This is a genomic window from Pseudarthrobacter sp. S9 (assembly GCF_050156545.1).
Classification (GTDB): domain Bacteria; phylum Actinomycetota; class Actinomycetes; order Actinomycetales; family Micrococcaceae; genus Arthrobacter.
Map to the genome: position 1 here is coordinate 1,700,967 of NZ_CP189576.1, position 25,823 is coordinate 1,726,789.

General features: G+C 66.4%; 20 protein-coding genes, 1 tRNA gene and 1 pseudogene. 12 read left to right on the plus strand and 10 right to left on the minus strand.

The genetic code is table 11. The features are described 5' to 3' along the window. Positions 1–55: 55 nt before the first annotated feature. From ACQCSY_RS08030 to ACQCSY_RS08045, 4 genes are read left to right on the plus strand one after another with little or no spacing between them, the layout of a single operon-like run. A complete protein-coding gene (locus ACQCSY_RS08030) occupies positions 56–3,238 on the plus strand; it encodes an efflux RND transporter permease subunit (protein WP_427134673.1) in 3,183 nt (1,060 codons plus the stop codon). Continuing rightward, a complete protein-coding gene (locus tag ACQCSY_RS08035) occupies positions 3,235–3,705 on the plus strand; it encodes a hypothetical protein (protein ID WP_427134675.1) in 471 nt (156 codons plus the stop codon). Before ACQCSY_RS08030 ends, ACQCSY_RS08035 begins: the two co-directional genes overlap by 4 nt. 1 nt (position 3,706) lies before the next feature. After that, complete coding sequence (locus tag ACQCSY_RS08040) at positions 3,707–6,847, plus strand: efflux RND transporter permease subunit (protein WP_427134677.1); 3,141 nt, start codon at positions 3,707–3,709, stop codon at positions 6,845–6,847. Positions 6,848–6,888: 41 nt separating this feature from the next. Further along, the gene (locus ACQCSY_RS08045; RefSeq protein ID WP_427134678.1) at positions 6,889–7,794 is read left to right on the plus strand and encodes a hypothetical protein; all 906 of its coding nucleotides are present in this window, start codon (positions 6,889–6,891) and stop codon (positions 7,792–7,794) included. A gap of 93 nt (positions 7,795–7,887) precedes the next feature. On the opposite strand, the gene ACQCSY_RS08050 is transcribed toward ACQCSY_RS08045, so the two are convergent. Continuing rightward, positions 7,888–7,960: transfer RNA gene (locus ACQCSY_RS08050), tRNA-Lys, on the minus strand. Between the two features lie 194 nt (positions 7,961–8,154). Between ACQCSY_RS08050 and ACQCSY_RS08055 the strand changes: the two genes are divergently transcribed. The 3 genes from ACQCSY_RS08055 to ACQCSY_RS08065 all read left to right on the plus strand — a co-directional run bounded on the left by ACQCSY_RS08055 (position 8,155) and on the right by ACQCSY_RS08065 (position 10,807). After that, complete coding sequence (locus ACQCSY_RS08055) at positions 8,155–8,811, plus strand: hypothetical protein (protein WP_427134680.1); 657 nt, start codon at positions 8,155–8,157, stop codon at positions 8,809–8,811. Between the two features lie 360 nt (positions 8,812–9,171). After that, on the plus strand, positions 9,172–9,789 hold the full coding sequence (locus tag ACQCSY_RS08060; protein ID WP_427134682.1) for a DUF47 domain-containing protein: 618 nt from the start codon (positions 9,172–9,174) through the stop codon (positions 9,787–9,789). Between the two features lie 4 nt (positions 9,790–9,793). After that, complete coding sequence (locus ACQCSY_RS08065; RefSeq protein WP_427135741.1) at positions 9,794–10,807, plus strand: inorganic phosphate transporter; 1,014 nt, start codon at positions 9,794–9,796, stop codon at positions 10,805–10,807. A gap of 85 nt (positions 10,808–10,892) precedes the next feature. On the opposite strand, the gene pstB is transcribed toward ACQCSY_RS08065, so the two are convergent. From pstB to pstS, 4 genes are all read right to left on the minus strand, one after another. Further along, on the minus strand, positions 10,893–11,672 hold the full coding sequence (pstB, locus tag ACQCSY_RS08070; RefSeq protein ID WP_427134684.1) for a phosphate ABC transporter ATP-binding protein PstB: 780 nt from the start codon (positions 11,670–11,672) through the stop codon (positions 10,893–10,895). Between the two features lie 49 nt (positions 11,673–11,721). Then, positions 11,722–12,831, minus strand: coding sequence for a phosphate ABC transporter permease PstA (pstA, locus tag ACQCSY_RS08075; RefSeq protein WP_427134686.1), 1,110 nt, complete (start codon positions 12,829–12,831; stop codon positions 11,722–11,724). Then, positions 12,832–13,764, minus strand: a complete 933-nt coding sequence (pstC, locus tag ACQCSY_RS08080) for a phosphate ABC transporter permease subunit PstC (protein WP_427134687.1) — start codon at positions 13,762–13,764, stop codon at positions 12,832–12,834. A gap of 154 nt (positions 13,765–13,918) precedes the next feature. Beyond that, positions 13,919–15,040 (minus strand): phosphate ABC transporter substrate-binding protein PstS, encoded by a 1,122-nt coding sequence (gene pstS, locus ACQCSY_RS08085; protein WP_427134689.1) that lies wholly within the window; start codon positions 15,038–15,040, stop codon positions 13,919–13,921. A 253-nt stretch (positions 15,041–15,293) separates the two neighbouring features. Between pstS and ACQCSY_RS08090 the strand changes: the two genes are divergently transcribed. The 4 genes from ACQCSY_RS08090 to ACQCSY_RS08105 all read left to right on the plus strand — a co-directional run bounded on the left by ACQCSY_RS08090 (position 15,294) and on the right by ACQCSY_RS08105 (position 18,486). Beyond that, entirely contained in the window at positions 15,294–16,421 is a 1,128-nt protein-coding gene (locus ACQCSY_RS08090) for an FUSC family protein (RefSeq protein ID WP_427134691.1), read from the plus strand. Positions 16,422–16,481: 60 nt separating this feature from the next. Continuing rightward, on the plus strand, positions 16,482–17,855 hold the full coding sequence (gene radA / locus ACQCSY_RS08095; protein ID WP_427134693.1) for a DNA repair protein RadA: 1,374 nt from the start codon (positions 16,482–16,484) through the stop codon (positions 17,853–17,855). Positions 17,856–17,989: 134 nt separating this feature from the next. After that, positions 17,990–18,340, plus strand: coding sequence for an SHOCT domain-containing protein (locus ACQCSY_RS08100; protein ID WP_427134695.1), 351 nt, complete (start codon positions 17,990–17,992; stop codon positions 18,338–18,340). Continuing rightward, positions 18,340–18,486 (plus strand): hypothetical protein, encoded by a 147-nt coding sequence (locus ACQCSY_RS08105; RefSeq protein ID WP_427136043.1) that lies wholly within the window; start codon positions 18,340–18,342, stop codon positions 18,484–18,486. The genes ACQCSY_RS08100 and ACQCSY_RS08105 overlap by 1 nt, the downstream gene beginning before the upstream one ends. A gap of 64 nt (positions 18,487–18,550) precedes the next feature. Here the strand turns inward: ACQCSY_RS08105 and ACQCSY_RS08110 are convergent, their stop codons facing one another. Together ACQCSY_RS08110 and ACQCSY_RS08115 are read right to left on the minus strand one after the other, a co-directional pair. Then, the gene (locus tag ACQCSY_RS08110; RefSeq protein ID WP_427134697.1) at positions 18,551–19,771 is read right to left on the minus strand and encodes a fatty acid desaturase family protein; all 1,221 of its coding nucleotides are present in this window, start codon (positions 19,769–19,771) and stop codon (positions 18,551–18,553) included. A gap of 13 nt (positions 19,772–19,784) precedes the next feature. Then, positions 19,785–20,867 carry a ferredoxin reductase gene (locus tag ACQCSY_RS08115; protein WP_427134699.1) on the minus strand — a complete coding sequence of 361 codons (1,083 nt, stop codon included), beginning with the start codon at positions 20,865–20,867 and terminating at the stop codon, positions 19,785–19,787. A gap of 97 nt (positions 20,868–20,964) precedes the next feature. Here ACQCSY_RS08115 and ACQCSY_RS08120 point away from each other — a divergent pair, with 97 nt between their 5' ends. Next, the gene (locus tag ACQCSY_RS08120; RefSeq protein ID WP_427134701.1) at positions 20,965–22,167 is read left to right on the plus strand and encodes a PucR family transcriptional regulator; all 1,203 of its coding nucleotides are present in this window, start codon (positions 20,965–20,967) and stop codon (positions 22,165–22,167) included. Between the two features lie 187 nt (positions 22,168–22,354). Here ACQCSY_RS08120 and ACQCSY_RS08125 read toward each other — a convergent pair. From ACQCSY_RS08125 to ACQCSY_RS08135, 3 genes and pseudogenes are all read right to left on the minus strand, one after another. Beyond that, positions 22,355–22,560: pseudogene (locus ACQCSY_RS08125) on the minus strand (transposase); the annotation flags it as partial. 565 nt (positions 22,561–23,125) lie between these two features. Continuing rightward, complete coding sequence (locus tag ACQCSY_RS08130; protein ID WP_427134703.1) at positions 23,126–23,479, minus strand: hypothetical protein; 354 nt, start codon at positions 23,477–23,479, stop codon at positions 23,126–23,128. A 438-nt stretch (positions 23,480–23,917) separates the two neighbouring features. After that, entirely contained in the window at positions 23,918–25,531 is a 1,614-nt protein-coding gene (locus tag ACQCSY_RS08135) for a peptide chain release factor 3 (protein WP_427134705.1), read from the minus strand. Positions 25,532–25,823: the final 292 nt, after the last annotated feature.

A 25,823-nucleotide genomic window follows, 5' to 3' on the forward strand; every position in this document is an offset into this window, starting at 1 on the left:
CGGCCCAGGGCAAATCGGCCCAGGGCAAAGCTGTGAAGCCGGCGGGGTTCCGGCCATGATGAGCGCGATACTCCGTTGGGTCCTGCAGTTCCGGCTTCTGGTCCTGGCCATGGCGGCGGGAATCCTGGCTATCGGGTTCACGAGCCTGCCGAGCATGTCCGTGGATGCCTTCCCGGAATTCGCCCCGCCGCAGGTCGAGATCCAGACTGAAGCCCTGGGCCTTTCTGCGGCCGAGGTCGAACAGCTGATCACCTCCCCCATGGAGGCCGACCTCCTGAACGGGGTGGCTTGGGTGGAGGCGATCCGCTCCAAATCCGTCCCGGGCCTTTCCTCGATCCAGATGGTCTTCAAGCCGGGGACCGACCTCTTTCGCGCACGCCAGCTTGTCTCAGAGCGACTGACCCAGGCGCGCGCGCTGCCAAACGTATCGGCGGCGCCCGTTCTGATGCAGCCGCTCTCCTCGACCAGCCGCGTCATGATGATTCGGCTTACCTCCAACGACATGTCCGCCATCGACATGTCCGTCCTGGCCCGGTGGACCATGAAGCCCGGACTCCTGGCCGTACCCGGCGTCGCGAACGTGGCGATCTGGGGCCTGCGCGACCAGCAACTTCAGGTCCTGGTGGATCCCGCCCAGCTCCAAGCCAAGGGCGTAACGCTGGACCAGGTCATCAAGACCACCGGCAACTCCGTGTGGGTTTCGCCGTTGAGCTACCTGGAGGCATCCACACCGGGCACCGGCGGCTTCTTCGAGACGGGCCACCAGCGGATCGGTGTCCAGCACGTCCTGCCGATCACCACGCCAGAGGACCTGGGCCAGATTCCCATCGAGGGTCCGGCTGGCAAGTTGCTTCTCGGGGACGTGGCCAAGGTCCAGACAGACCATCAGCCGTTGATCGGCGATGCCCTGCTCAGCAAAGAGGCTGAACTGTTGCTGGTCATCGAGAAGTTCCCGGACACAAACACGATTGACGTGACCCGCGGCGTTGATGAGGCGCTCCGCGCACTCCAGCCCGGGTTGCCGGGCGTCACGATCGACACCTCCGTTTACCGGCAGGCATCATTTATCCAGGAAGAGGTCGGCACGCTTGGCATCGCCCTGCTGATCACCCTGCTGTTGATCGTGGCCATGTTTGGCCTGGTCTTCCGTTCGTGGCGCACAGCCCTGATCAGCCTCATCACGATTCCGGTGTCCCTGACAGCGGCGGCGCTGGTGCTCTACCTGCGCGGTGTCGGGATGAACACCTTGGTCCTGGCAGGCATGGTCCTGGCGCTGGCCGTCATGGTGGGTGATGTCGCCGAAGACCTCAACGGCGTCGCCCGGGCAGGCAACACCGCCGCCAGGACCCGCGACGGCGGGCCACAGGGCAAAGAGGCGCAGAACAACCAGCGCGACGCCCTGATCCCGGGGGCCCTGCGGGCAGTCCGTACGCCGATTCTCTACTCGATGTTGATCATGGCGCTGGCCGTCATGCCTGCACTCTTCATTGCCGGCCAGAACGGGGCCCTCTTCGGCCCCTTGGTGCTGAGCTACCTGCTCACCCTGGCTGTCTCGATGATCGTCGCACTGACGGTTACCGCCGCGCTCGCGTTCTTCCTTCCCGTGGGGTCCTCCGCGCCGCCGGAACGCCAGTCCCTGAAGCGTCTTGAAGGCGGTTACGGCCAGCTCGTGACACGCCCGACCGGGAAGACCCGGTGGGTATTCGCCGCCTCCGCGGTTGTGGCACTGGTCGGACTCGCACTCGTGCCCCAACTGGCCGCCAACCACCCCGTGGTGCCGGTGCTTGCGGACAAAACCCTCGTGGTGCACTGGAGCACCATCGCCGGCACAGCGGACCAGGAAATGAGCCGGATCACAGAGTCGGCCGCCGAAGAGCTGCGTACCCTGCCTGGCGTCGCGAACGTGGGAGGTCACGTTGGGCGCGCGATCACCTCGGATCAGGTCGGCGATGTCAGTTCGGGCGAACTGTGGGTGACCGTGGCCTCCGACGCGTCGTACAACGACACGGCCGCCGCCGTCGAGCAGGTGATTGCCGGCTATCCGGGCCTTACCAGCAAGGTATCCACCTATCCGCAGGAGCGCATCGACCAGATCCGCGAAGCAGCCGACACCGGATTCGCCGTCCGGGTCTTTGGCCTCGACACGACGATCCTGCGGCAGAAGGCGGCGGAGGTGCAACAGATTTTGGAGCACACGGCCGGCGTCGTTAACCCCCACATTGACGCCCCCGTCGAACAGCCCATCGCCGAGATCAAGGTGGACCTCGCCGCGGCCCAAAAGGCCGGCGTCGTACCCGGCGATGTCCGGCGCGCGGCTGCCGCCCTGCTCCAGGGCATCGAAGTGGGCAACCTCTACGAACAGCAGAAAGTCTTCTCCGTCATCGTGAAGGGCGCGGCGTCCACGCGGAACAGCCTGGACAGCGTCCGCGACCTGATCATCGACACCCCCAACGGCGGGCACGCCCGCCTAGGCGACGTCGCCCAAGTCACCATGGTCGGGAATGAGTCCGTGATCCTGCACGACGACACTTCGCGCCGCATCGATGTGAAGGCCGAGATCCAGGGCCGCCCGCTGAGCGACATCCAGCATGACATCAATGCGAGCCTCCAGCAGATGCAGTTCCCGATCTCCTACCATGCGGAGATCCTCACCCAATATGCCCAGCAGCAAAGCAATTTCCAGTGGCTCTGGCTGCTCGCGGCGATCGCCGCGGCGGGCATCGTGGTGCTGCTGCAGACCGCGACGGGGAGCTGGCGACTCGCCGCCCCGCTCTTCCTGGGCCTGATCCTGGCACTCTCCGGCGGCGTGCTGGCCGCGTTGGCCACGGGCGGCGTCAACGCCCTCGTCGCCCTGGTCGCGTTCGCCGTAGTCCTGGGGATCGCCGCCCGCGGCACCCTCCTGCTGATAGGCCATGTCCGGATCCTGCGTGCTGAGGACACTACGGCATCGTGGCCTGCGTTGGTGGTCCGCGCTGCGAAGGAGAGGCTGGGGCCAACCATGATGACGGCCGTGATGACGGCGCTGGCGCTGCTGCCCGTGGTACTTTTCGGCGGCGTCGTCGGGACGGAAATCATCCTGCCGCTCGCCGTGATCATCTGGGGCGGGCTGCTGACCTCGACCCTTTTCACCCTGTTTGTTGTGCCCGCCGTGCTGCTTCGGTTCGCTCCGGAGGAAGCACTGAGCCCCGTGACCAGCCATGGCACCCCCGCACGGACTGAAAGTCAGGATGCGTCATGAACTCCACATCTTCGCCCCGCGACACCAAGCTCGCGGCCCTCGTAATTGCGGCGTTCCTGGCGGTGTTCATGGCACTGGCGGTCGCCGGCTGCGGCCAGGCGCCGGCAGAGGCCCTCCCTGCCGGTGACGCCGCTGCGACCGTAGAAGAGGTCGCAGGAACGGACCTTCACCGCATCACCCTGACAGAGCACGCCGTCGAACGGCTCGGGCTCAAGACCGAGGCGACAGCCGTGGATCCGCAGACCCAGAAGCTGACCGTCGCCTACGGGGCGATACTCTACGACAGCGCGGGCAAGACCTGGGTCTACGCCAACCCCGAACCCCGGGTCTTCGTCCGCCAGTCCATCACGGTCGAGCGCATCAACGGCGACGTCGCGGTGCTGACCGACGGCCCGCCGGCCGGCACCGTCGTGGTCACGCTGGGGGCCGAGGAACTCTTCGGCGCCGAATTCGATACGGCCCACTGACATGCGCTGGCTCATCGGGATCAGCCTCAAGTTCAGGACCGTCGTCGTCGCCCTCGCGTGCGCCGTAATGCTGCTCGGTTCCCTGCAGCTGGGCGCGGCGTCCGTGGACGTCTTCCCCGAATTCGCCCCACCCCGTGTGGAAATTCAAACCGCCTGCCTGGGTTTGACCGCCCAGGAAGTCGAAGAGCTTGTCAGCGTGCCGATCGAGGCTGCCGTGGGCGGCATGCCCGGTCTGGACGAGCTGCGGTCGAAATCCGTGCCGCAGTTGTCCTCGATCGTGCTGGTCTTCCATCAGGGCACCGACCTGCTCAACGCCCGCCAGCAGGTCTCGGAGCGGATGGCCTCGGTGACCGCGGCGCTGCCCACCTGGGCGGCCCCGCCGGTGATGCTGCAGCCGCTGTCCGCGACGAGCCGGGTGATGAAGATCGGGATGACCTCGTCCGAGCACTCGCTCATTGAAATGTCCATGCTGTCCTACTGGACCATCCGGGCCCGGCTGCTTCGGGTTCCCGGGGTGGCCAATGTTGCCATTTGGGGCGAGCGGCTCCAGATGCTGCAGGTCCAGGTGGAACCTGACAAGCTCAAGGCCCAGAATGTCTCGCTCAACCAAGTCATGGAAGTCACCGCCGGCGCCCTCGATGCCGGCCTGCTGAAGTACTCGCCGGGACGTTTCATCGGCACAGGCGGCTTCATTGACAGTCCCACCCAGAGAATGGGGGTCCGGCACGTCCAGCCGATCCAGACTCCCGCGGATCTGGCCAAGGTGACCATTCGGGAAAAGGACGGTGTGGCGCTGCATCTGGGCGATGTGGCCCAGGTCGTGGAGGACCACCAGCCGCTCATTGGTGATGCCGTGATCAACAGCGGGCACGGGCTCATGCTGATCGTCGAGAAGCTGCCCTGGGGCAACACCCTGGACGTGACCAAGGGTGTTGAGGAGGCCCTCCGTGAGCTGCAGCCGGGCCTGAGCGGAATCAGCTTCGACACCACCATCTTCCGCCCGGCAAGCTTTGTCGAGGAGTCGATCTCCAACCTCAGCGTCGCCCTGCTGCTGGGCTGCCTGCTCGTCGTCATGATCCTCGTCGCCTTTCTCTTCCAATGGCGAACAGCCCTGATCAGCCTCATCGCGATTCCGTTGTCCCTGCTCACGGCCGCACTGGTGCTGTATTTCACGTCTAGTTCGATCAACACGATGGTCCTTGCGGGGCTGGTCATCGCGGTGGGCGTGGTGGTCGATGACGCGATCATCGACGTCGAAAACATCATGCGCCGGCTGCGGCAGCACCGCGCCCGGGGCAGCGACGAATCCGCCTCTTCGGTGGTTCTGAGAGCCTCGCTCGAGATGCGCAGCCCGATCGTGTACGCGACCCTGATCATTGTGGTCGCCGCCGTGCCCATCTTCTTCTTGGACGGACTGACCGGCGTCTTCTTCCGGCCGCTGGCCATCACCTACACCCTGGCAGTCCTCGCCTCCATGCTGGTGGCACTGACCGTCACGCCGGCCCTGGCCCTGATCCTGCTGGGCAACGCCAAACTGGAACAACGCGACGCTCCCCTGGTCCGCGTGCTCAAACGCGGCTACCACGCCGTCCTGACCAGGGTCATGAACCGGCCCCGCTACGGCTACGCAGGCTTCGGAGTCCTTGCGATGGTGGGCCTGGCAATCTTTCCCCTGCTGGGCCAGTCCCTGTTCCCCACCTTCAAGGAACGGGACTTCCTGATGCACTGGATCTCGCAGCCGGGGACCTCGGCGGAGGAGGAGTACCGGATCTCGCAGCGCGGCTGCGCGGAGTTCCTCCAGGTGCCCGGCGTCCTGAACTGCGGCACGCATATCGGCCAGGCGTTCGCCGCAGACGAGATCGTCGGTGTCAACGCCGGCGAACACTGGATCAGCATCGACCGGCATGCCGATTATGACAAGACACTGGCCGCCGTCCAGGAAGTTGTCGACGGCTACCCGGGCCTGCACCGCGACGTCCAGACCTATCTGAAGGAGCGGATCGAAGAGGTCCTGACGGGCGCCAGCGAACCTATCCTGGTCCGCGTCTACGGGGACGATCTCCACGTGCTCCGGGAACAGGCCCAACGGGTGAAGACCATTCTGGACGACATCAAGGGCACCGAGGACCCACATGTGTCCCTTGAGGTCGAGGTCCCACAGATTTCCGTCACGGTCAACCTTGCCGCGGCGCAGAAATACGGACTCAAACCCGGCGACGTAAGGCGGGCAGCCGCGACGCTCGTGGCCGGCGAAGAGGTCGGGGACGTCTTCCGGGACGGCCGGGCCTACGACGTCCAGGTCTGGAGCACCCCGGCGACCCGTGCCAGCGTCACCAGCATCGAGGACCTGCCGATCGATACGCCCAGCGGCCAGCGGGTCCGCCTCGCCGATGTCGCGGCTGTCAGCCTTCAGGCGGTGCCGAACCAGATCGACCGCACCAACGGATCCCGCCGCGTTGAAGTGGGATCGTTCCTCGCCAAGGGCGCAGATCTCGGAACGGTCGTCGGCGAGCTGCAGACGCGGCTGGACAGCCTGGAGCTGCCAGCCGGCTACAGCGTGCAGCTGCTCGGCGAGTACACCGAACGTGAGGCAGCCACGAACCGCCTCATGATCTTCGCCCTGGCGGCTCTTGCCCTGATCCTTCTGCTGCTGCAGACATCCTTCCGGAGCTGGCGGCTGGCCCTGCTGTCGCTGCTGACGCTGCCGATAGCCCTGGTGGGCGGGGTCATGGCGGCCTTCATCTCCGGCGGGGTCCTGTCCTTGGGATCGGTTGTTGGCTTCCTCACGGTGATGGGGATCGCGGCGCGCAACGGCATCCTACTCATCAACCACTGTCAGCATCTGGAAAGGAACGAGGGCGAGACGTTCGGCCGCGCTCTCGTGCTGCGCGGAGCGGCAGAGCGGCTTTCGCCGATCCTCATGACCACCCTGGCGACCGGGCTGGCCCTGGTGCCCCTGGTGGTCATGGGCAACGTCCCGGGCCATGAAATCGAACACCCCATGGCCGTCGTCATTCTCGGCGGGCTGGTCACGTCCACCCTGCTCAACCTGTTCATTGTGCCGTCGCTCTACCTCAGGTTCGCCAAGTCCAAAAAGGCACTGAACAGGGAACGGCCCGACGACGAGCCTGTGACCGCCTGACCCGGGGACCCAAGAGGTAACACCAAGCAAAGGAAAGTCCGATGTTTCGCAAGCACGTTGCTGTTTTCAGCTGCCTTGTCGCGCTGCCGATGTCATTCTTGACGGTCAGCGCGGCGGAGGCCGGTACAGGACGCCCAGCCAGCGCAGCCCAGGCCGCACCCTCGACCGGTTCCTCGACAGACTGCGGCCCGGGGTCGCTCCCCGACTTCAGTGCCGCAAAATTTCCGGACGAGCCGAAGGTGGACAACAAATGGCTCCCGATGGAACCCGGGACGCGCTCCGAGTTCAACGGCACCGTCACGGACCTCACCACGAGCCCACCGGAGGTCCACACCCACCGCGTGGTATCGATCGTGACAGGCCTGACCAAGGTGGTCGATGGGGTCCGGACCGTTGTCCTGTGGGACCGGGACTACTCCGACGGAACGCTGGAGGAATCCGAGCTGGCCTTCTTTGCGCAGACGGACAAGGGGGCCGTCTGGCTATTGGGCGAGTACCCGGAGGAGTTCGAATCAGGAAAGTTTGCCGGCGCCCCCAACACCTTCATCGCGGGGGTGGACGAGGCACGGGCAGGCATCGCCATGCTGGCCCACCCGGCGAAGGGACTCGGCCCCTATACGCAGGCATCAGCCCCCTCGATTGATTTCCTCGACTGTGGGCAAGTGGCCGGCAGGCACGGGAACGCGCTGAAAATCGACGAGTTCAACCCCCTCGACGGCGCCGCCGCCGGCCATCAGCAGAAGTACTACCGCGCCGGAGTCGGCAGCTACAAAGTCACAGCGTCCGGCGGGGACAGCCAGGAAGTCCTGAACCTCGACAAGACCACGAGGCTCGATGCAGCCGCATTGGACGCGGTCAACAAAAGTGCGCTGGCGCAGGACCGCCATGGATACAAGGTGAGCCCCGATGTCTATGGAACGACAGAACGGGCCCGCGCGCAGTCCTGACGGCCGGCCCTCGTTGAGTTCCGGTGGCCGTCGACAAAAAAATCCCGCAGACACCTCAGTGTCTGCGGGATTTTCCACTCTTCGCTAAAAGAGTGGGCCCTGTGGGGATCGAACCCACGACCCACGGATTAAAAGTCCGATGCTCTACCAACTGAGCTAAAGGCCCCGACTGATTGCTCCGAACCGCAGATAAATCCGCTGTTCCAGAGGGTATCAGCCCAGTCCATTTCTGGACGTTAATACTGTACCCCAGACCGGAGCGGACATTTTGCACAAGCGCCGGATACGCCGTCGTCCGTCCCTGCCACTGCCCCGCCGGCATGCTCGACCACCCGACGGCACTGGAGTAGCGTGGTGGGCATGAGCGAGCAAGCAGGATCCAGCACCCCCGGACCGCCCCGGCACCACAAGCCGAAGCCTTTCGCGCCCATCGACTTCGAACCCTTTGCCGGCGGGGCGGATCCCGCCCGGGTATCGGAGGCCGCCCATCTGGCCGCGCAGGCGCTGGTGCGCCGCGGACGGGACAGCGACGACCCCAAGGTCACCCGGCGGCTCGTCAAGCTCGCCGACGAGCAGGGTCTGGAAGCCATTGCCGAGATGTGGGCCGAGAGCCCGGCCCGGTCCCTCCCGGGCGCCCTCTGGCGCCTGTACGCCCTGCGGGCCGCCACCATCCAGGATCCCGAGCGGATTTCGGTCTATTTCAAGGCAGGCAAGGACACCGCGCAGGTTTCGCATGTGGTTGCCGGCGCGGCCGAGCCGCCTGGGGCTGACGAAATGAAGTCGATGGCGGACGCCATCCTCTCCGGCGCGTTCGACGGCGAGTTCGACGTCGCCCTGGAACGGTCCGCCGCGTTCTGCCGCGTGGTGGCGCTCGGCCAGGCAACCCTCGCCGACGGTGCGGAGCACAGCAACGAGAACCACGCGAGCAAGCTCACCCGCAATTCGCACCTGCTGGTCAAGACCGCCGAGGACCTCGAACACGCCGCCAACGCGTGGCGCTTGGGCGAACTGGACTGACCCGGCGGGCGGCATACCAGGGCGTCCGGGTACGCACGGCGGCGCCGGACTGTCAATGTTGACTTGCATCAATTCACGTAGAAAACTGAAATCGGTGCCGAACCGCGAAACCCCCGGGCTTCAACATTTAGCCGCCTAGAGCGGCCTACCGCCGAGAGGCGTATCCGGTTCGGCACCATTTTCATGCCCTCGTCCTTTCGCCTCGTCGACGCGCAGGCGTCATATTCCCGGGGCGCCTTGGGCTTGCCAGTCCCCCGCCAAGGCTGACGGTAAAGTAATCCTTATGCGCGGGTCATCGTCAAGTCACACGGCCGGCAGACCACACCCGACAACCTTGCTCCCGAAGACCGGTGACCCCACGTGAAGCTGCGCCTTTTCCCCCAGGAGCCTGCCGGGCTGAACCTGCTCTCCCAGATGGCCCGCCAGATCGTCCTCGCAACGGGCACCCTTTCGGAGATCCTCGGGGCGCCGGCGAGCGGACATGCCCGGCTCGTGGAGGACATGCACAACCTCGAGGCCAAATCGACGGAGCTGCACTTTGCCCTGCTGACGCATATGCGGACCAGCTTCGTGAATCCGCTCCCGCGCGAGGACATGTACGCCCTGTCCCGCTACCTTAACGAGGCGATGGAAAAGCTCGACGCCGCCGCCGAGCTCGTGGCCCTCTACAAACTGGAGCGGCTGCCTAGGCGGGCCGCGGACCAGCTGGAGATCATCAGCCGGCAGGCTGAGCTCACCGTTGAGGCGATGCGGCAGTTGAACAACCTGGACGACCTCGAGGACTACTGGATCGAAATCCTCCGCCTGGCCAAGCGCGCGGAGCGGACCCACCGGGTCTGGGTGGCGGACATGCTCAATGACATGAAGTCGGCCCAGTACGCGCGCAACCGCGACATCGCCAACCAGCTGGTGGAAGTGACGAAGGACATGCGGCGGATCGCAACCCAGGTGGGCAGCATCATCGTCAAGGAATCCTGACGTGATGATCTTCTTCTTTGCCCTGGTGGTGGTCTGCGCCGGGGCGTTCGCCTTTCTCAACGGCTTCCGGGACGCCTCCGCCTCGGTGGCCCTGGCAGTCCGGACGCGCGCGCTGACTCCCACGGTCGCGGTGCTGCTGGCCGGGATGTTCAACTTCATCGGCGCCGGGCTCAGCGCCACGCTGGCGCTGGCGGTCAGCCGGTCCTGGGTTACGCTTCCGCATGGCGAAAACGGCCTCACGATCCTCCTAGCCGGGCTTCTTAGCGCCGTCGCCTGGGGCATCTACACGTGGTGGCGCGGCATCCCGTCCTCGTCCACTCATGCCCTGGTCGGCGGGCTGGCTGGCGCCGGTGTCGCGAGCATCGCCGTGGGCGGCAACGCCGTGACGGGCGTGGACGACTCCCTGCTGTTCCAGGTGGTGCTGCCGCTGCTGCTGTCGCCGGTGATCGCCTTCGCCGGCGCCTACCTGCTGGTCTGGCCCGCAACCTGGGCGGCCCGCTATACGCCGCCGAACGTCGTGAACAGCCGGTCCCGGCGGGCACAGTCCATCACCGCCGCCGCCGTCGCCTTCGGCCACGGGCTGCAGGACGGCCAGCGCACCAGCGCCGTCGTGATCCTTGCGCTGCTGGCCTCCGGGCTGTCCGACGGCGGCTCCCTGCCGCTCTGGGTGGCGCTCCTCACGGCTGCAATGCTGACCGCGGGGACCCTGGCTGGCGGCTGGCGGATTTCCTACACGATCGGCTACCGGCTGACCCGGATCGATCCCCTGCGCGGGTTCGTCGCACAGCTGTACAGTTCGGTGATCCTGCTCCTGGGCGCGATCGGGCTGCACTGGCCCATCTCAACGACGCACACCGTGACGGCGGCGGTCCTGGGGGCCGGGACCAACCAGGGGTTCCCGGCCACCAACCGCCGGGTGGTGATCCGGATCCTGGCGTTCTGGGTGCTGACGCCGGTTGTCACGGCTGCGGCGGCGTTCGTACTGCAACTGGCGCTCTCACCCCTCACGGGGCACTAGGCTCCAGGGACGCATCGGTTGCTCCACAAGTGCCCTTTTGAGGGGTCAAAACGGCGGTCATGGAACAACCGACGAGTGAGAGTGGTTATCCGAAGCGTCCGGAGACGTAGTCCTCGGTGGCCTTCTGGGTCGGGTTGCTGAAGATCGTGTGGGTGTCGCCGAATTCAATTAGCTTGCCCGGCTTGCCGGTGCCGGCAATGTTGAAGAAGGCCGTCCTGTCCGAGACGCGGGCGGCCTGCTGCATGTTGTGTGTCACGATCACCACGGTGTACTGGTCCTTGAGCTCGTTGATGAGGTCCTCAATGGCGAGCGTGGAGATCGGGTCAAGGGCCGAGCAGGGCTCGTCCATCAGGATCACCTGGGGTTCCACGGCGATCGCGCGGGCAATGCACAGGCGCTGCTGCTGGCCGCCGGACAGGCCCGAGCCGGGCTTGGCCAGGCGGTCCTTGACCTCGTTCCACAGATTGGCGCTGCTCAGTGAACGCTCCAGCAGGGCCTCGGCCTCGCCTCTGGAGATCTTCTGGTTGTTCAGCTTCACGCCGGCCAGCACGTTGTCCCGAATGGACATGGTGGGGAACGGGTTGGGGCGCTGGAACACCATGCCGATCTGCGAGCGCACCGTGACGGGGTCGACACCGGGGCCGTAGAGGTTGTCTCCGTCCAGCAGCACCTCACCTTCGACGCGGGCGCCGGGAATGACCTCGTGCATGCGGTTCAGGGTGCGCAGGAAGGTGGACTTGCCGCATCCGGAGGGGCCGATGAAGGCGGTGACGGACTTGGCGTCGATGTTGATGTTGACGTCCTCGACGGCCAGGAATTTGCCGTAGTAGACGTTCAAGTCCTTGACGTCGATGCGCTTAGACATGGTGTTCCTTCACTTGCTGGAGGTGGGGACGGCGGGCGCTGGCGTTGGCCTAGCGGCCGGCCTTGGGGGCGAAGATGCGGGCAACAAGGCGGGCAACCAGGTTGAGCAGCATCACCAGGATGATGAGGACCAGGGCCGCACCCCAGGCGCGCTGGGAGGACGGACCCGGGTTGGACGGCGAGGTGGGGTTGAGGATCTGCGTGTAGATGAAGGTGGGCAGCGAGGCCATCCACCCGCCGAACACATTGTTGTTGATCGAGGTGGCGAAGCCTGCCGTGACCAGGATCGGTGCCGTCTCACCAATCACGCGCGCGATCGCCAGGGTGACGCCGGAGGCGATGCCGGAGATCGCCGTCGGGATGACCACCTTCAGGATGGTCCGCCATTTCCGGACGCCCAGGGCGTAGGCCGCCTCGCGGAGTTCGTTGGGGACGATCTTGAGCATTTCCTCGCTCGAGCGGACCACCACCGGAATCATGAGCACGGACAGGGCGACGGCGGCGACGGCACCCGTCTTGGTTCCCGGTCCCACGACGACGAAGAAGAAGGCTGCTGCGAACAAGCCGGCCACGATCGAAGGGATGCCGGTCATGACATCGACGAAGAAGGTAATGGTCCGGGCCAGCGAGCGGTCTTCCCCGTACTCCACCAGATAAATGGCGGTCAACAGGCCGACGGGAACGGAGATGATCGTAGCCAGCAGCGTGATCTGGATGGTGCCCATGAGCGCGTGGTAGATGCCGCCCACCACGGGGGCACCTTCCTCGACAGCCTTGTTATCGAAGGCGCCGGTGACGCCGTTCATGGAGGTGGTGAGGAAGCCAGGGTCCAGCAGGCCAGGAAGTCCATTGACGAGGACCGTCCAGATCACGGAGATCAGCGGCAAGAGGGCTATCAGGAAGGCACCCACCACGAGGCACGTGGCCAGCTTGTCCTTGGCCTTACGAGAGCCTTCCACGATGGCGCTCGAGCCGACCAGGCCGACGGTGAAGAGGATGGCCGAGACGATTCCCCAGCCGAAGGCGTTGAAGCCGATCAGGGCCAGGAGTGCCGCACCGAGAACAAGGGCGAGAGCCAAGACGATGTAGGGCGCGGCCTTGGGCAACTGGCCTTTGGTGAGGGCCGAGCGCTTGCGGACCGGGGTCAGGGTGGAGGTCATTTAGTTGGCTCCCGAAAATTCTTTGTGCCGGGTGATGATCCACCGGGCGATCATGTTCACGCCGAGGGTGATGACGAACAGGACCAGGCCGGCGGCGATCAGCGTGCTGACCTTCAGGCCGCTCGCCTCGGGGAAGTTCAGGGCGATTTCCGCGGCGATGGTCTGGTTGCCGGATTGGATCAGGCTGGCGGTGAGGACGCCGGAGGAAAGGACCAGCGCGACGGCCATGGTCTCTCCCAGTGCGCGGCCCAGGCCCAGCATCACGGCGCTGACGATTCCGGGCCGGCCGAACGGCAGCACGGCCATGCGGATCATTTCCCAGCGGGTGGCGCCGAGCGCCAGCGCGGCCTCTTCGTGAAGCTTGGGGGTCTGCAGGAAGATTTCGCGGGTCAGCGACGTGATGATCGGCAGGACCATGACGGCGAGCACGATCCCGGCGGTGAGGATGGTTTTTCCGGTGGCCGAGGCCGGGCCTTGGAAGATCGGCAGCCAGCCCATGTTGTTGGCCAGCCAGTTGTAGGCCGGCGAGATTTCCCTGGCCAGGAACGCCGCGCCCCAGGCACCGTAGACAACCGAGGGGATGGCGGCCAGCAGGTCGATCACGTAGCCGAGACCGGAGGCGAGTCCGCGCGGCGCGAAATGCGAGATGAACAGCGCGACGCCGATCGCGACCGGAGTGGCGATCACGAGGGCGATGACCGCGGCGATCAGCGTGCCGATGACGATCGGCCAGATGTAGGCGAAGAAGCCCTGGCCGCCCTGGATTTTGTCCGGGGAAGCCGTGAGCGCAGGGATAGCCTGGATGACAAGGAAGAGCGCCACACCGAAGAGCACGGCAAGGATCAGGCACCCTGCGGCCAGGGTGGCTGCGGAAAAGACTCTGTCTCCGGCGCGGCCTGCGCCCCGGGACGAGGTCAGGGAGGTGGTGGTCACTTCACGGTCCTTCAGCTTCGATCGGTGAATCTTGGGTAGTTCGAATAAACACGTCGGTTCCCTGCCCCGGGCCGGCCGTCGGTGACAGCCGTATCGGAGCAGGGAACCACAGTCAGGCTGGTGTTTCCACTATGCCTCTACGCGCAGGGTATCCCTAGGCCTTGGCCTTGATGGATTCGATGGACTTCATGGCCTTGTCCTGGAGGGTCTTGGACAGCGGCGCGGACTTGGCGGCCTCGGCGGCTGCCTTCTGACCGGCGTCGGACACGACGTAGCTCTCGAACGCCTTCACGAGGTCGGCGGTCTCCTTCTTGTCGTAGGTGGTGCAGACGACATGGAAGGAGACGAGCACGATCGGGTAGGCGCCCTCGATGGTGGTCGTACGGTCCAGCTTGATGGAGAGGTCGTTGGCGCTACGGCCTTCAACCGGCTTGCCGGCGTCGACTGCCTTGGCTGCTGCATCGGCGGAGATCTTCGTGAAGGAAGAGCCGACCTTGATCTGGGCGGTGCCGAGCTTGCCGCTCACTGCGGAGTCGTCAGCGTAGGTGACTGCGCCGGGCGTGTCGGTGACGGTCTTGACGACGCCGGACGTGCCCTTGGCGTTCTCGCCCTGCAGCGATGCCGGCCAGATGCCTGCAGCCTTGTCGGTCCAGACCTCGGGCGCGGCGGCGGCGAGGTAGTCGGTGAAGTTGGAGGTAGTGCCGGAGTCGTCGGAGCGGTTGACCGGGGTGACCTTGAGGTCCGGCAGCTTGGCGTCCGGGTTCAGCGCGGCGATGGCCGGATCGTTCCAGTTCGCGATCTGGCCGCGGAAGATCTTGGCGACGGTCGGAGCATCGAGCTTCAGCTCCTTGATGTCCGGGAGGTTGAAGGCCACGGCGATCGGGGAGACGTAAACGGGGATGTTGATGGCGCCGTCGGGGCCGCAGACCGTCTTGGAGCCGGCCAGCTCATCGTCCTTGAGGTAGGCGTCCGAGCCGCCGAACTGGGCCGAACCGTCCAGGATCGCCTTGCGGCCGGCGCCGGAGCCGTCCGGGGAGTACTGCACGGTGGCGCCCTGGTTCGCGGAAGCGAAGCTGGTCTTCCAGGCGTCCATGGCTGCACCCTGCGCAGAGGAGCCGATGCCGGTCAGGGTGCCGGTGACCTTGACGCCCGCGGCGGACGGCGTGGCGGACTGGGCGGTGTTCGTTGCGTTGTCCGAACCACAAGCGGTGAGCGCGAGTGCGCCGGCTGCGATGACAGCGATAGCCGCGTGGCGGCCGAAGCGGAGTGCCTTCACTAGATGTACCCCTTCCAGGGATTTTCTGTGCGTGCCGGGCCGGAGAAGGCCGCGGGCAGGAATGCGTACGGTTTGTACCTCTATTGAAGTTAGGTTCCCCAGATGAAGAGAATTGGGGTCCAAAGTGAACGGCCGGTTAACGACGCCGGGACATTGGCTTACATCTGCCGCGTTCCCATTGCGTCCGGCGCGGCTCAGTCGTACTGGCCGCTGTAGGTGACCGGCGGGCGTGGCCAGCAAATAGACTGAACCCATGGCCGCCGCGACTGGACTCTCCGCAAGCAGACGATTCCTGCGCGGCCGGATCCGCACCGGGATGGTCCGGAGCCGGAACTCCCTGCTGCCGGCCATCCAGATGACCGCCTGCGCGGTCGGCGCCTACGCCTTCGCCGAATACGTCCTGGGCCACACCGGGCCGCTGTTTGCGGCCACATCGTCCCTCATTGCCCTGGGCTTCTCCCGCGATCCCCGGCTGCGCCGCGTCGTGGAAGTCGGCCTGGGCTGCACCATCGGGATCGTCGTGGGGGACCTGCTGCTGCACTGGCTCGGCGCGGGGATCTGGCAGGCCGCCGTCGTCCTGCTCTTTTCCATCCTGCTGGCACGTTTCCTGGACAGCGGCACGATCTTCACCACCCAGCTGGGGCTGCAGTCCCTGCTTGTGGTGCTGCTGCCCGCGCCGGCCGGCGGGCCGTTCACCCGCAGCATCGACGCCCTGGTGGGCGGGACCTTTGCGCTGCTGGTGACGATCCTGATTCCGAAGGATCCGCGCCGGGAACCCCGCAACGACGTCAAGAAGCTCCTGCACGAGCTCGCGGAGGTGCTGCGCGAATGCGCTTCCGCCCTGAGTTACAGCGATTCCACCCAGGCATGGCATGCGCTGATCCGGGGACGGAACTGCCAGCCCCTCGTCGATGCCATGCGCCAGTCCCTGCGCGCCTCCGGGGAAGTCGCAACGCTGGCACCCGCCTACCGGCGGCACCGGGAGGAGCTGGACAAGATGGAGCAGTCCCTCAACTTCATCGACCTGGCGCTGCGCAACAGCCGGGTCTTTGCCCGCCGGCTGACCAGCGCCATCAACCATGCGGCGCTCTCGGACGAGGCCACGCAGAACATCGCCGAGGTCCTGCGGGAAACCGCCGACGCCGTTGACGACCTCTCCGTGGGCCTGTCGGAAGTCCACGACGGCGTCCGGCGCGCCCACCTGCGGGCCGCGAAGACGGACCTCAGCGAGGTCGCCGGCCGGCTGCATCCCCGTCTGCTGGAGGTCCGGCTGCTGGAGGGCGAAACGGTGGTCATGCTTTTCCGCCCGCTGATGGTGGACCTGCTCGAAGCCGCTGGCGTGGATTCCAAGGAAGCCCGGGACATCCTGCCGCCGCTGTAAGCCGGGGCCGGCCCGTGCCGCCAGCCCGTGGATGTCGCCGTCCCCGGATAGTGTGGGGCAATGGCTACCAAGACTTCCCGGGCGTCCAAGGCACCGGGCTACAAATGCGCCGAGTGCGGCTGGACCACGGCCAAGTGGGTGGGCCGCTGCGGCGAGTGCCAGGCATGGGGCAGCGTTGAGGAGACCGGCGCCGCCGTGGCACGGACGACGGCGGCCACCACCGTGCTGGAACCGGCCCGCCGGATCGCCGACGTCGACGCCACCACCGCCGCGTTCCTGCCCACCGGCGTGGACGAGTTGGACCGCGTACTGGGCGGCGGGCTCGTGCCCGGCGCCGTCATCCTGCTCGCCGGCGAACCCGGCGTCGGCAAGTCCACGCTGCTGCTCGACGTCGCGGCCAAGTTTGCCCGCACCGCGCAGGATGTCCTCTACATCACTGGCGAGGAATCCGCGGCGCAGGTGAAGCTCCGCGCGGACCGGATCGACGCCGTCGCCGAATCGCTGTACCTCTCCGCCGAAACGGACCTCGGCCAGGCCCTGGGGCAGGTGGACCGGCTTGAACCCCGGCTGCTGGTGGTGGACTCGGTCCAGACCCTGAGCAGCGCCGATGTCGAGGGCAGCGCCGGAGGCGTGTCCCAGGTGCGCGAGGTTGCGGCGTCCCTGATCGCCGCGGCCAAGCGCCGCAATATGACCACGCTGTTAGTGGGGCACGTGACCAAGGACGGCTCCATCGCCGGACCCAGGCTTCTTGAGCACCTCGTAGACGTGGTGTGCCAGTTCGAGGGCGAGCGCCATTCGCGCCTGCGGCTTCTCCGCGCCGTCAAGAACCGCTACGGGCCCACCGACGACGTCGGGTGTTTTGACTTGAACGAGGACGGCATTGTGGGGCTGGCCGATCCCAGCGGGCTGTTTGTCTCGCGGACCAAGGAGCCGGTGTCCGGCACCTGCATCACTGTGACGCTGGAGGGTCGCCGCCCGCTGCTGGCCGAAGTGCAGTCGCTGCTGGCCGAGAGCTCCAGCTCCCAGCCGCGCCGGGCCACCAGCGGGCTGGACAGCTCACGCGTGGCGATGCTGCTGGCCGTGCTGCAGCAGCGGGCAGGCTGCCTGCTGCACAAGGATGATTCCTACGTGGCGACGGTCGGCGGCGTGAAGCTGAGTGAACCCGCCACGGATCTGGCCGTCGCGCTGGCCGTGGCCTCCGCGAAAGCCAAAAAACCCCTGCCGCAGCGGCTCATTGCCTTCGGCGAGGTGGGCCTGGCCGGCGAGGTCCGTCCCGTGCCGGGCATCAACCAGCGCATCCAGGAGGCCCACCGGCTGGGATTCACCCATGCGGTGGTTCCCGCGAGTCCGAACGGGCCCGGTCCCGTCCCCGCCGGGTTCTCGGTCCGGGAGGTCGGGCACCTGGCCGAGGCGCTGGGGCTGCTGATCAGCTGACGGCCGGCCGCGATGGCCCACCCTCAGCGTCAGGCATGGTGCCGCCGCTCCACAAGCGACTAAGGACCCTAGTCGCCGGCGGGCGGCGGGCGCACCATGGGATGAGAGGCGGCCACCGGCGAAGGGATCTGGCCATGATGTGGGGTTACGGAAACGGCATGGGCCTCGTCTGGCTCTGGGGGCTGCTGCTGCTGATCGGGATCGCGGTGCTTGTGCTGCTGGCGGTCCGCATCTTCACGGGTGGAGTCAGCCGCGGCGGTCCTGGACCAGGCGGGCCGGGACACTATGGCCCGGGCCCGTTCAACACTGGACAATTCAACACAGGACAATTCGGCGCGCCGGGCCCGGGCGCTCCCCCCGGCGGCCCCGGACCATCGGGCGGAAGGAGCCAGGCGCGCCTCATCCTTGATGAACGCTTTGCGCGAGGGGAGCTCACCGCGGAGCAATACCGCGAGAACCTGTTGGTGCTGGGCGAGGAGCCGTAGTGCAGCCCACCAGCCGCCGCAACGCCCTGCACCAGGTCGGGCTCGGCCCGGCCGGCGCCGTGCTGATGCCCGCTTCCACGATCGTCGTTGCCCTGGATGCCCAGCCGCTGCGGGGCCTGAAACTCAATCCCGCAGAGGTGCACTAGCGGGGAAAGAAAAAAGGTGCGCCTGCCGCGACGGCAGGCCCACCTTCTCAATCGTTCTTGGGCCCTAGGCCTTCTTGGAAGGCAGGGCCAGCTTAAAGACCTTGGCCCAGGTGGAACCGACCTGCTTCAGCAGCGGGCCCGTTGTGTAGGTCAGGCCATAGCGCTTGCAGATCTCCTGCACCTTGGGCGCCACCTCGGCGTAGCGGTTGGACGGCAGGTCCGGGAAGAGGTGATGCTCGATCTGGTGCGAGAGGTTGCCCGTCATCAGGTGCATGAACTTGGACCCGGAGATATTGGCCGAGCCGATCATCTGCCGGACATACCAGTCGCCGCGCGTCTCGCCCTCGACCATTTCTTCGGTGAACGTGTCAGTGCCCTCGGGGAAGTGACCACAGAAGATCACCGCGTGCGCCCACACGTTGCGGACGGCGTTGGCGGTCAGGGTGCCGTAGAGGGCCTGCTTGCCGGAGCCGGTCAGCATGGCGACGGCGGGCGTGGCGGCGTAGTCCTTGGTGAACTGCTTGAGCGCCTTCCGGCCGAGGGCCTTGAGGTCCTTGACGAGGGCGGCCTTGGTCTTCTTGCCCTCCTTGTAATCGTTCAGTTCGAGGTCGTAGATCGCAATGCCCCACTCGAAGATCGGTGCCAGCAGCGCGTTGTAGAGCGGATTGCCCAGGTTGAAGGGCTTCCATTCCTGCTGGGGGTCCATGCGCAGAAGGTTGTACCCGACGTCGTTGTCCTTGCCGATGACGTTGGTCCAGCGGTGGTGCAGATCGTTGTGCGTGTGCTGCCAGGCGCGCGCGGGGGTGACGAAGTCCCATTCCCACGTGGTGGAGTGGATGTCCGGGTCCCGCATCCAGTCCCACTGTCCATGCAGGATGTTGTGCCCGAGCTCCATGTTTTCCAGGATCTTCGCGAAGCTCAGCAGCGTCGTGCCGGCGATCCAGGCGGGCTTCTTGCGGCTAACCAGCAGCAGGGCACGGCCGGAAAGCTCCAGCCCGCGCTGGATCTTGATCATGCGGCGGATGTAGGCGGCGTCGGACGCTCCGCGCTTGGCGAGGACGTCGTCCCGGATGGCATCGAGTTCTCGGCCCAGCTCGGCAACCTGCTCGTCGGAGAGGTGCGCGGCGGAGGGCGGACGCAGCAACGGGCTTCCGGACTCGGCGAGCGCACCGGGCCGCGTCTTCACGGCCGTGGTCGCCTTTGCCGGGGGAACGCCGTCGTTGGAACCGCCCTCCCGGGCAGCGCCATCTTCGGAAATGTCCGGTCTGTTCGAAACAATCGTCATACGGTGGTACTCCTCAGAGGTCGAGGTTAACGGGTCCGGCGGCTGCCGACACGCACGTCTGGATTAGTTGGCCCGGCTCGCCATGGACTTCGCCGGTGCGGAGGTCACGGATCTGGCCGGCCCTGAGCGGGATGAGGCAGCTGTGGCAGATGCCCATGCGGCAGCCGCTGGGCATCAGGACCCCGGCGTCCTCGCCGACGTCGAGCAGGGGCGTGTCGCCGTCCGCTTCGACTTCGCGGTCGGAGGCCTCGAAGGTGACCAGTCCGCCGTCGTGCCCCTCGCCGCCGGCCAGGCTGGTGCTGAAGCGTTCGATGGTGAGCGTGGCGGCCTGCGCTGCCCCGGCAGGGGTGGATTCCGCGATCTCCGCTTCCCAGAGCGCCTCGGCGTCGTCGAGGAAGCCTTCCGGACCGCAGGCGTAGGCGGCGCGTTGGCGCCAGTCGGGGCAGAGCTGTTCCAGCTCAGCGGCGGAACTGAAGTCCAGCCGTCCGCGTTCCCCCGTGAACCAGTGGGTGACGCGGAAGTTGGGGAACTGGTCTGCGAGCTCGGCGAGTTCCTCACGGAAGATGGCGTCCGCCGCGGTGCGCGCGGTGTGGATGAGCACGACGTCGGAGTCTGGACGGTGCGGTACGAGTGTGCGGATCATCGACATGACAGGTGTGATTCCGCTGCCGGCGGTGAGCATGAGCAGCGGTCGCGGGTGCTCCGGCAGGACGAAGTCACCTTGCGGGGGCGCCAGGAAGAGGACGTCGCCGGGCTTGGTGGTGCGCACAAGGGTCCCGGAGACGGCACCCATGTCGGTGACAGTGATGGCCGGGTCCTTGCCGGCGGGAGCGCTGAGCGAGTAGGACCGCCAGTGGCGGACACCGTCGAGCTCGACGCCGATACGGGCCCACTGGCCGGCAAGGTGTGCTTGCCAGCCGCGGCCGGGGCGGAAGAAAATGGTGGCGGAATCGGCCGTTTCTGGAACCACCCGGGTGACCACGCCGCGCAACTGGCGGGCGGAAAATACGGGATTGAACAGCGACAGAATGTCTTCTGGAGCTAGGGGGGTGGTCAGTAGAGATGCGGCGCGCGCCAGCTTACGGAGCCGGATCATTCATCAAGCTTATGTCAGTTTGGGTCATAGTTCTTCACCCAAGGCATACGATCGACTCTAGGAAACTATCTCCACCGAACAACGTTTTGGATTGTTGATGAACGCAACACCTGCCCGCGAACCCGCCGCCCCCGCCTACGAGCCCCCGTGGCTGGCCCTGCCGCGGGAGGTCAGTGACATGCTGCGGCCCATGATGCCGGGCATCGTCGAGGCCATCATCGAGGCCGTCCCTCAGCTGGTGCCCGCCTATGCCAGGCCCATTGAAGGCCGCTTCGGCCGCGGCCTGCGACGGGGCGTGGCGGCCGCGCTGGACCGCTTCCTGCAGCTGCCGGGGACCAGGCTGCCGGCACTGTCCGAGGAGAGCCGGCAGCTGGTGGCCGGGCTGGGAAGCGGCGAATTCCGGCAGGGCCGGAGCATGGACGCGCTCCTGAGCGCCTACCGCATGGGCGCCCGCGTGACCTTCCGGGAGATGTCCCGGGTGTCCGTGGAACACCATCTGGGCCAGAGCGTGGTGGTGGACCTGGGTGAGTCGATTCTTGCCTACATCGACGAGCTGTCGGCCGTCAGCGCCGAGGCCTACGCCTTTGAGCAGTCCGAACGGGCAGGCGCGGTGGACCGGCGCCGCACCGAGCTGCTGGACTTGCTCCTGCTGGGCCAGGCCGATGAGGCGGCCCTTCGCCAGACGGCGGCCATGGCGGACTGGTCCCTGCCGCAGCGGATGGCGGTGGTGACGCTGCCGGTGGAACGGGCGGCCGGACTGCGCCTGCGGCTGGGGCCGGGAACGCTGGTGATCGAACGCGAGACCGACGCCGTCGCACTGGTCCCGGCGGGAAAGTCCAAGGCCGCCCGTGCCGACCTGGAAAAAGCCCTGCTGGGGCGCGGCGCCTCCGTGGGCCCCGCCGGCGGCTGGGAGAAAGTCCCGGATTCCTTGCGGCTGGCCGTGCTGGCGGCGTCCGTGGTGCCGCCCCGGGACGGGCCGGAGGAACCTCCCATCTGGGCGGATGAGCACCTGGCCCAGGTCATCCTCGGCGCGGAACCCTCGGCGATCGCCGAGCTGGCCAACCGCCGGCTGGCGCCCCTGGAGGGGCTGCGCCCGGCGCAGCGCGAACGGCTCGCGGAAACGCTGCTCTCCTGGCTCCGCCACTGGGGCCAGCGCGGTCCGGTGGCGGCCGAGCTCGGGATCCATCCTCAAACCGTGGGCTACCGGGCGGCGCAGCTGCGTGAGCTGTTCGGCGACGCGCTGGAGGACCCGAAGGCACGGTTCGAGCTGGAACTGGCGCTGCACGCCGGTCGGCGCTAGGCGACCCTTCTATGGGTGCTTGTCAAGCCATGAGGGTCCTGAGCTAGCGGTAGAGTTGCCGGGCGATGTAGCGCTTGAGGCTGCGGCGGATTTCCCGACGGGTTCTGCCCTCCTTGGTGCGGCGTTCGGTGTAGGCGCGGCTGTCGGGGTCGCTCGTCATGCGGGTGCGGGCGATGACATCAAGGGCGCGGTTCAGCTGTCGGTCGCCGTGCCGGTTCAGCCGGTGCCAGGTGGTGTTTCCCGAAGATGCCGGGATGGGGCTGGCGCGGCGAGGGCGGCGAAGGCGGCCTCGGAACGGAGCCTGCCCGTGTGGGAGTAAGCGGTGAGGATTATCGTTGCTGTGACCGGCCCGATGCCCTGAATGTCCTGGATGCCGTTGGCGAGTTCGTTCACGTGCTTGGAGAGCGCGCCGTGGTTGTCCTCGAGGGCACGGGTGAGGACCGCGGTCGCCAGCCGCCGCGCTTCCGCCCGGGCGACTGCCGCTGCGGGATCGTCGCCGGTCCGGCTCCGCCAGGCCTAGATTGTTGGACCTGGGTCTCGCTGAACGGTTTGCGGGCGTCGATACCCAAGTCTGCGCCGCGAACCAGGGCAGTCAGCGCGTTGCGGTCGGCCGTGCGTTGACCGTCCATTGATCGCCGGGCGGCCCAGCAGAACCCTCAGGGCCGAACGCAGGTCAGGGCCTGCGTGTCGGTGCCGAGACCTGCCAGGTGTTGCGGCGGCCGATCCACTCGATCGGGCGGGAGATTCCTGCCGCGGTCGTGGGGAACGTCGCCGTGTCGGTCACCGCACCGACCTCGACACCTGCCCCACGCCGCCGCGCAGCTCCGCCCCAGGCCGAGAAATAACCAGCCCCTCAGACCCACAGCTCAAGAACCTCTGGCTGCGGGTTTTGACGCCCTTTGATTTCGGTTACGGGTTCTGAATAAAAATCAAAGGGCTGCCTGCAAAGTCGGAGGACCTAGTTTTTCGTGTACCTCAGGGGCGGGAAATCGCTCGCCAAATCAGACGCCGGTGTGAGCATCCAGCCTTCTCGGTCTCTCTCGTAGCTGATCACCATGGATGGGTTGGCGTCACTTGCCGTATCTATGGCCAGCAACAACGCATCCTGCATCTGCCGTGCGTGGTCAAGCCTTTCGGTCTGGGTTCCCATGAGGTCGCTGTCGTCGATAAGGGTGAAGGCCTTACCTCCCGCGACGGCTTTCACCGCATATCCCGTCTCCTCGTGGACCGATCCACGAGAAGTTCCAATTTCAGTGACTTTGTCGGCCCGAATCAGGCCCTGGTTGGCGGTACGAATCCACACGTCACCCATTGAAACTCCCTTGGTCTCGATTTACGTAAGGATCTTGTCCTCCATGGAAACGGTAGTCCGCAAGGATCTGCTTGTGCAGCCCCGCAGTCGCCATTCCCACCTGTTATGAGCCTCGAAACCCTTCACGAGGTCACGCACAGGGTCAGTCAACGCACCACCCCGCAGACGGCCCTCTCGCGCAACGCGGCCGAGAGTGTTACCGATGATTTGCCCCTAATGCTGGGCGCAAGCCCCTGGCGACCGCCGAAGGACACCGATTGACTGCGGAAGGCCGCGCGCTGGTCATCAAAAAGGGTCGATATCCTTAGCTCCCCAGCTGTTGTCCGTTGTGTAGATCACGGGGTTTGAGAGTCTGGTTGCTTCGTTTTGGAAGGGCTAGGGTCTTTTCCGTCTACGAGGCAGCTGACGGTTCTCCCGCCGGGCGCCGGGCTGTTTCCCCTACTTGGCGGGGTTGTGGGTGCCGATCGGCAGCAGAGTCAGGTCCGGGTGGTTCTTTTCGATCCGGCGCAGCGCCCAGACGTCATTGAACAAGGCGAGGTATTCGCCGTCGGACCGCAGCAGCACCTCGGCGCCCGGCACGTTGGCCAGCGCCGGCATGGCGTCCGCCGTCGAAATCCGGGCAATGGAGTACGGCAGCCGTTCCAGCCTCATCGGGGCACTGAAATCGTGCGCCATGCGGTCCTCCACGACTTCGAACTGCATGGGGCCGACGGCGGCAAGCACCGGCGCCTGGTCGCCGCGGATGTCGGAGCGGAGCACCTGGATGACGCCCTCGTGCTCCAGCTGTTCGATGCCGCGGCGGAACTGCTTGAAGCGGCTGGGGTCCTTGGAGCGCGCCACCTGGAAGTGTTCCGGGGCGAACAGCGGGATGGCGGGGAACTCCACCGGCCGATCCAGGAACAGGCTGTCACCCACCCGCAGGGAGGACGCATTCACCAGGCCCACGACGTCTCCGGGGAACGCCTCGTCAATGACTTCGCGTTCGCGGCCGAATACCTGCTGGGCGTACTTGGTGGCGAACGACTTGCCGGTCCTGCCCTGGGTGACCACCATGCCGCGCTCGAAGATGCCGGAGCAGACGCGGATGAAGGCGACGTGGTCGCGGTGGGCCTTGTTCATGCCGGCCTGAACCTTGAAGACGAATCCGGCGAAGGGGGCATCGACGGGGCGCGGGTCCCCGTCGACGTCGGGCCGGGACGCGGCGTGCGGGGCGAAGTCCACGAGGGCGTCGAGGATTTCCTTCACGCCGAAGTTCAGGGCGGCCGAGCTGAATAGGATCGGTGTGGCCTTGCCGGCGTGGAAGGCCTCGACGTCGAACGCCAGGTTGGACTCGATGACCAGCCCGGCCTCGTCAACGGCGTTGGACCAGTCGTCGCCTTGGCTGGCGGCGGCCTCGTCCGGGGTGAAGTACTCGGTGAGGGCGATGTTGGCGCCGGCGTTGTTGCGTTTGAACTGCGCGAAGCGGTCATTGCGCAGGTCCCACACGCCGCGGAAGTCGCCGGAGATGCCCACGGCCCAGGTCAGCGGCATCGGCTGCAGCCCGGTGCGCTCGGTGATCTCGTCCATGAGCGCCAGCGCGTCCAGGCCAGGGCGGTCCCATTTGTTGATCACGGTGATGATGGGCAGGTTGCGCTGCTTGCAGACCTCGAATAGCTTCATGGTCTGGGTTTCCAGGCCCTTCGCGGCGTCCACGAGCATCACGGCGCAATCCACGGCTGCCAGCACACGGTAGGTGTCCTCGGAGAAGTCGGCGTGGCCGGGTGTGTCCAGGAGGTTGATTACGGTGTCCCGGTAGGCGAACTGCAGGGCCGCGGAGCTGATCGAGATGCCGCGGTCCTTTTCCATCTGCATCCAGTCGGAGACCGTCTCCTTGCGGTTGGCCTTGCCGCTGGAGGCGCCGGCGGTGCCGATCACCTTCGCGTGCAGCGCGAGCGCCTCGGTCAGGGTGGACTTGCCGGCGTCGGGGTGTGAGATGACAGCGAATGTCCGACGCCGGGCCGCCTGCTTGTGAATCTCCTGGACTCGGGCGGGGCTAAGGACTTCTTGAGACACGGTGCTACTTTCGCTGCGGGCTGGGAATGATCGCGATACGGGGGCCGCGGCGCCTGCACGCCGGCCATACACCCAAGACTCCCAGTTTATCGCAGGCCGCGGGGCCCCGGCACTGGGGCCCAAAGTGCCCTTGCCGGGCGTGGTCCCCGGGTCCGTTCCGGGGTCGTCTTGCGGCAGGTCCGGATGAGCCACTTTGAGGCTTGCCTGTGCGGTTAACGCCCTGTTTTACCTCTACTATGGACAGACCGGGCAACCGAGTATTTTTGATCATGCCGGAAACCTTGGAAACCGG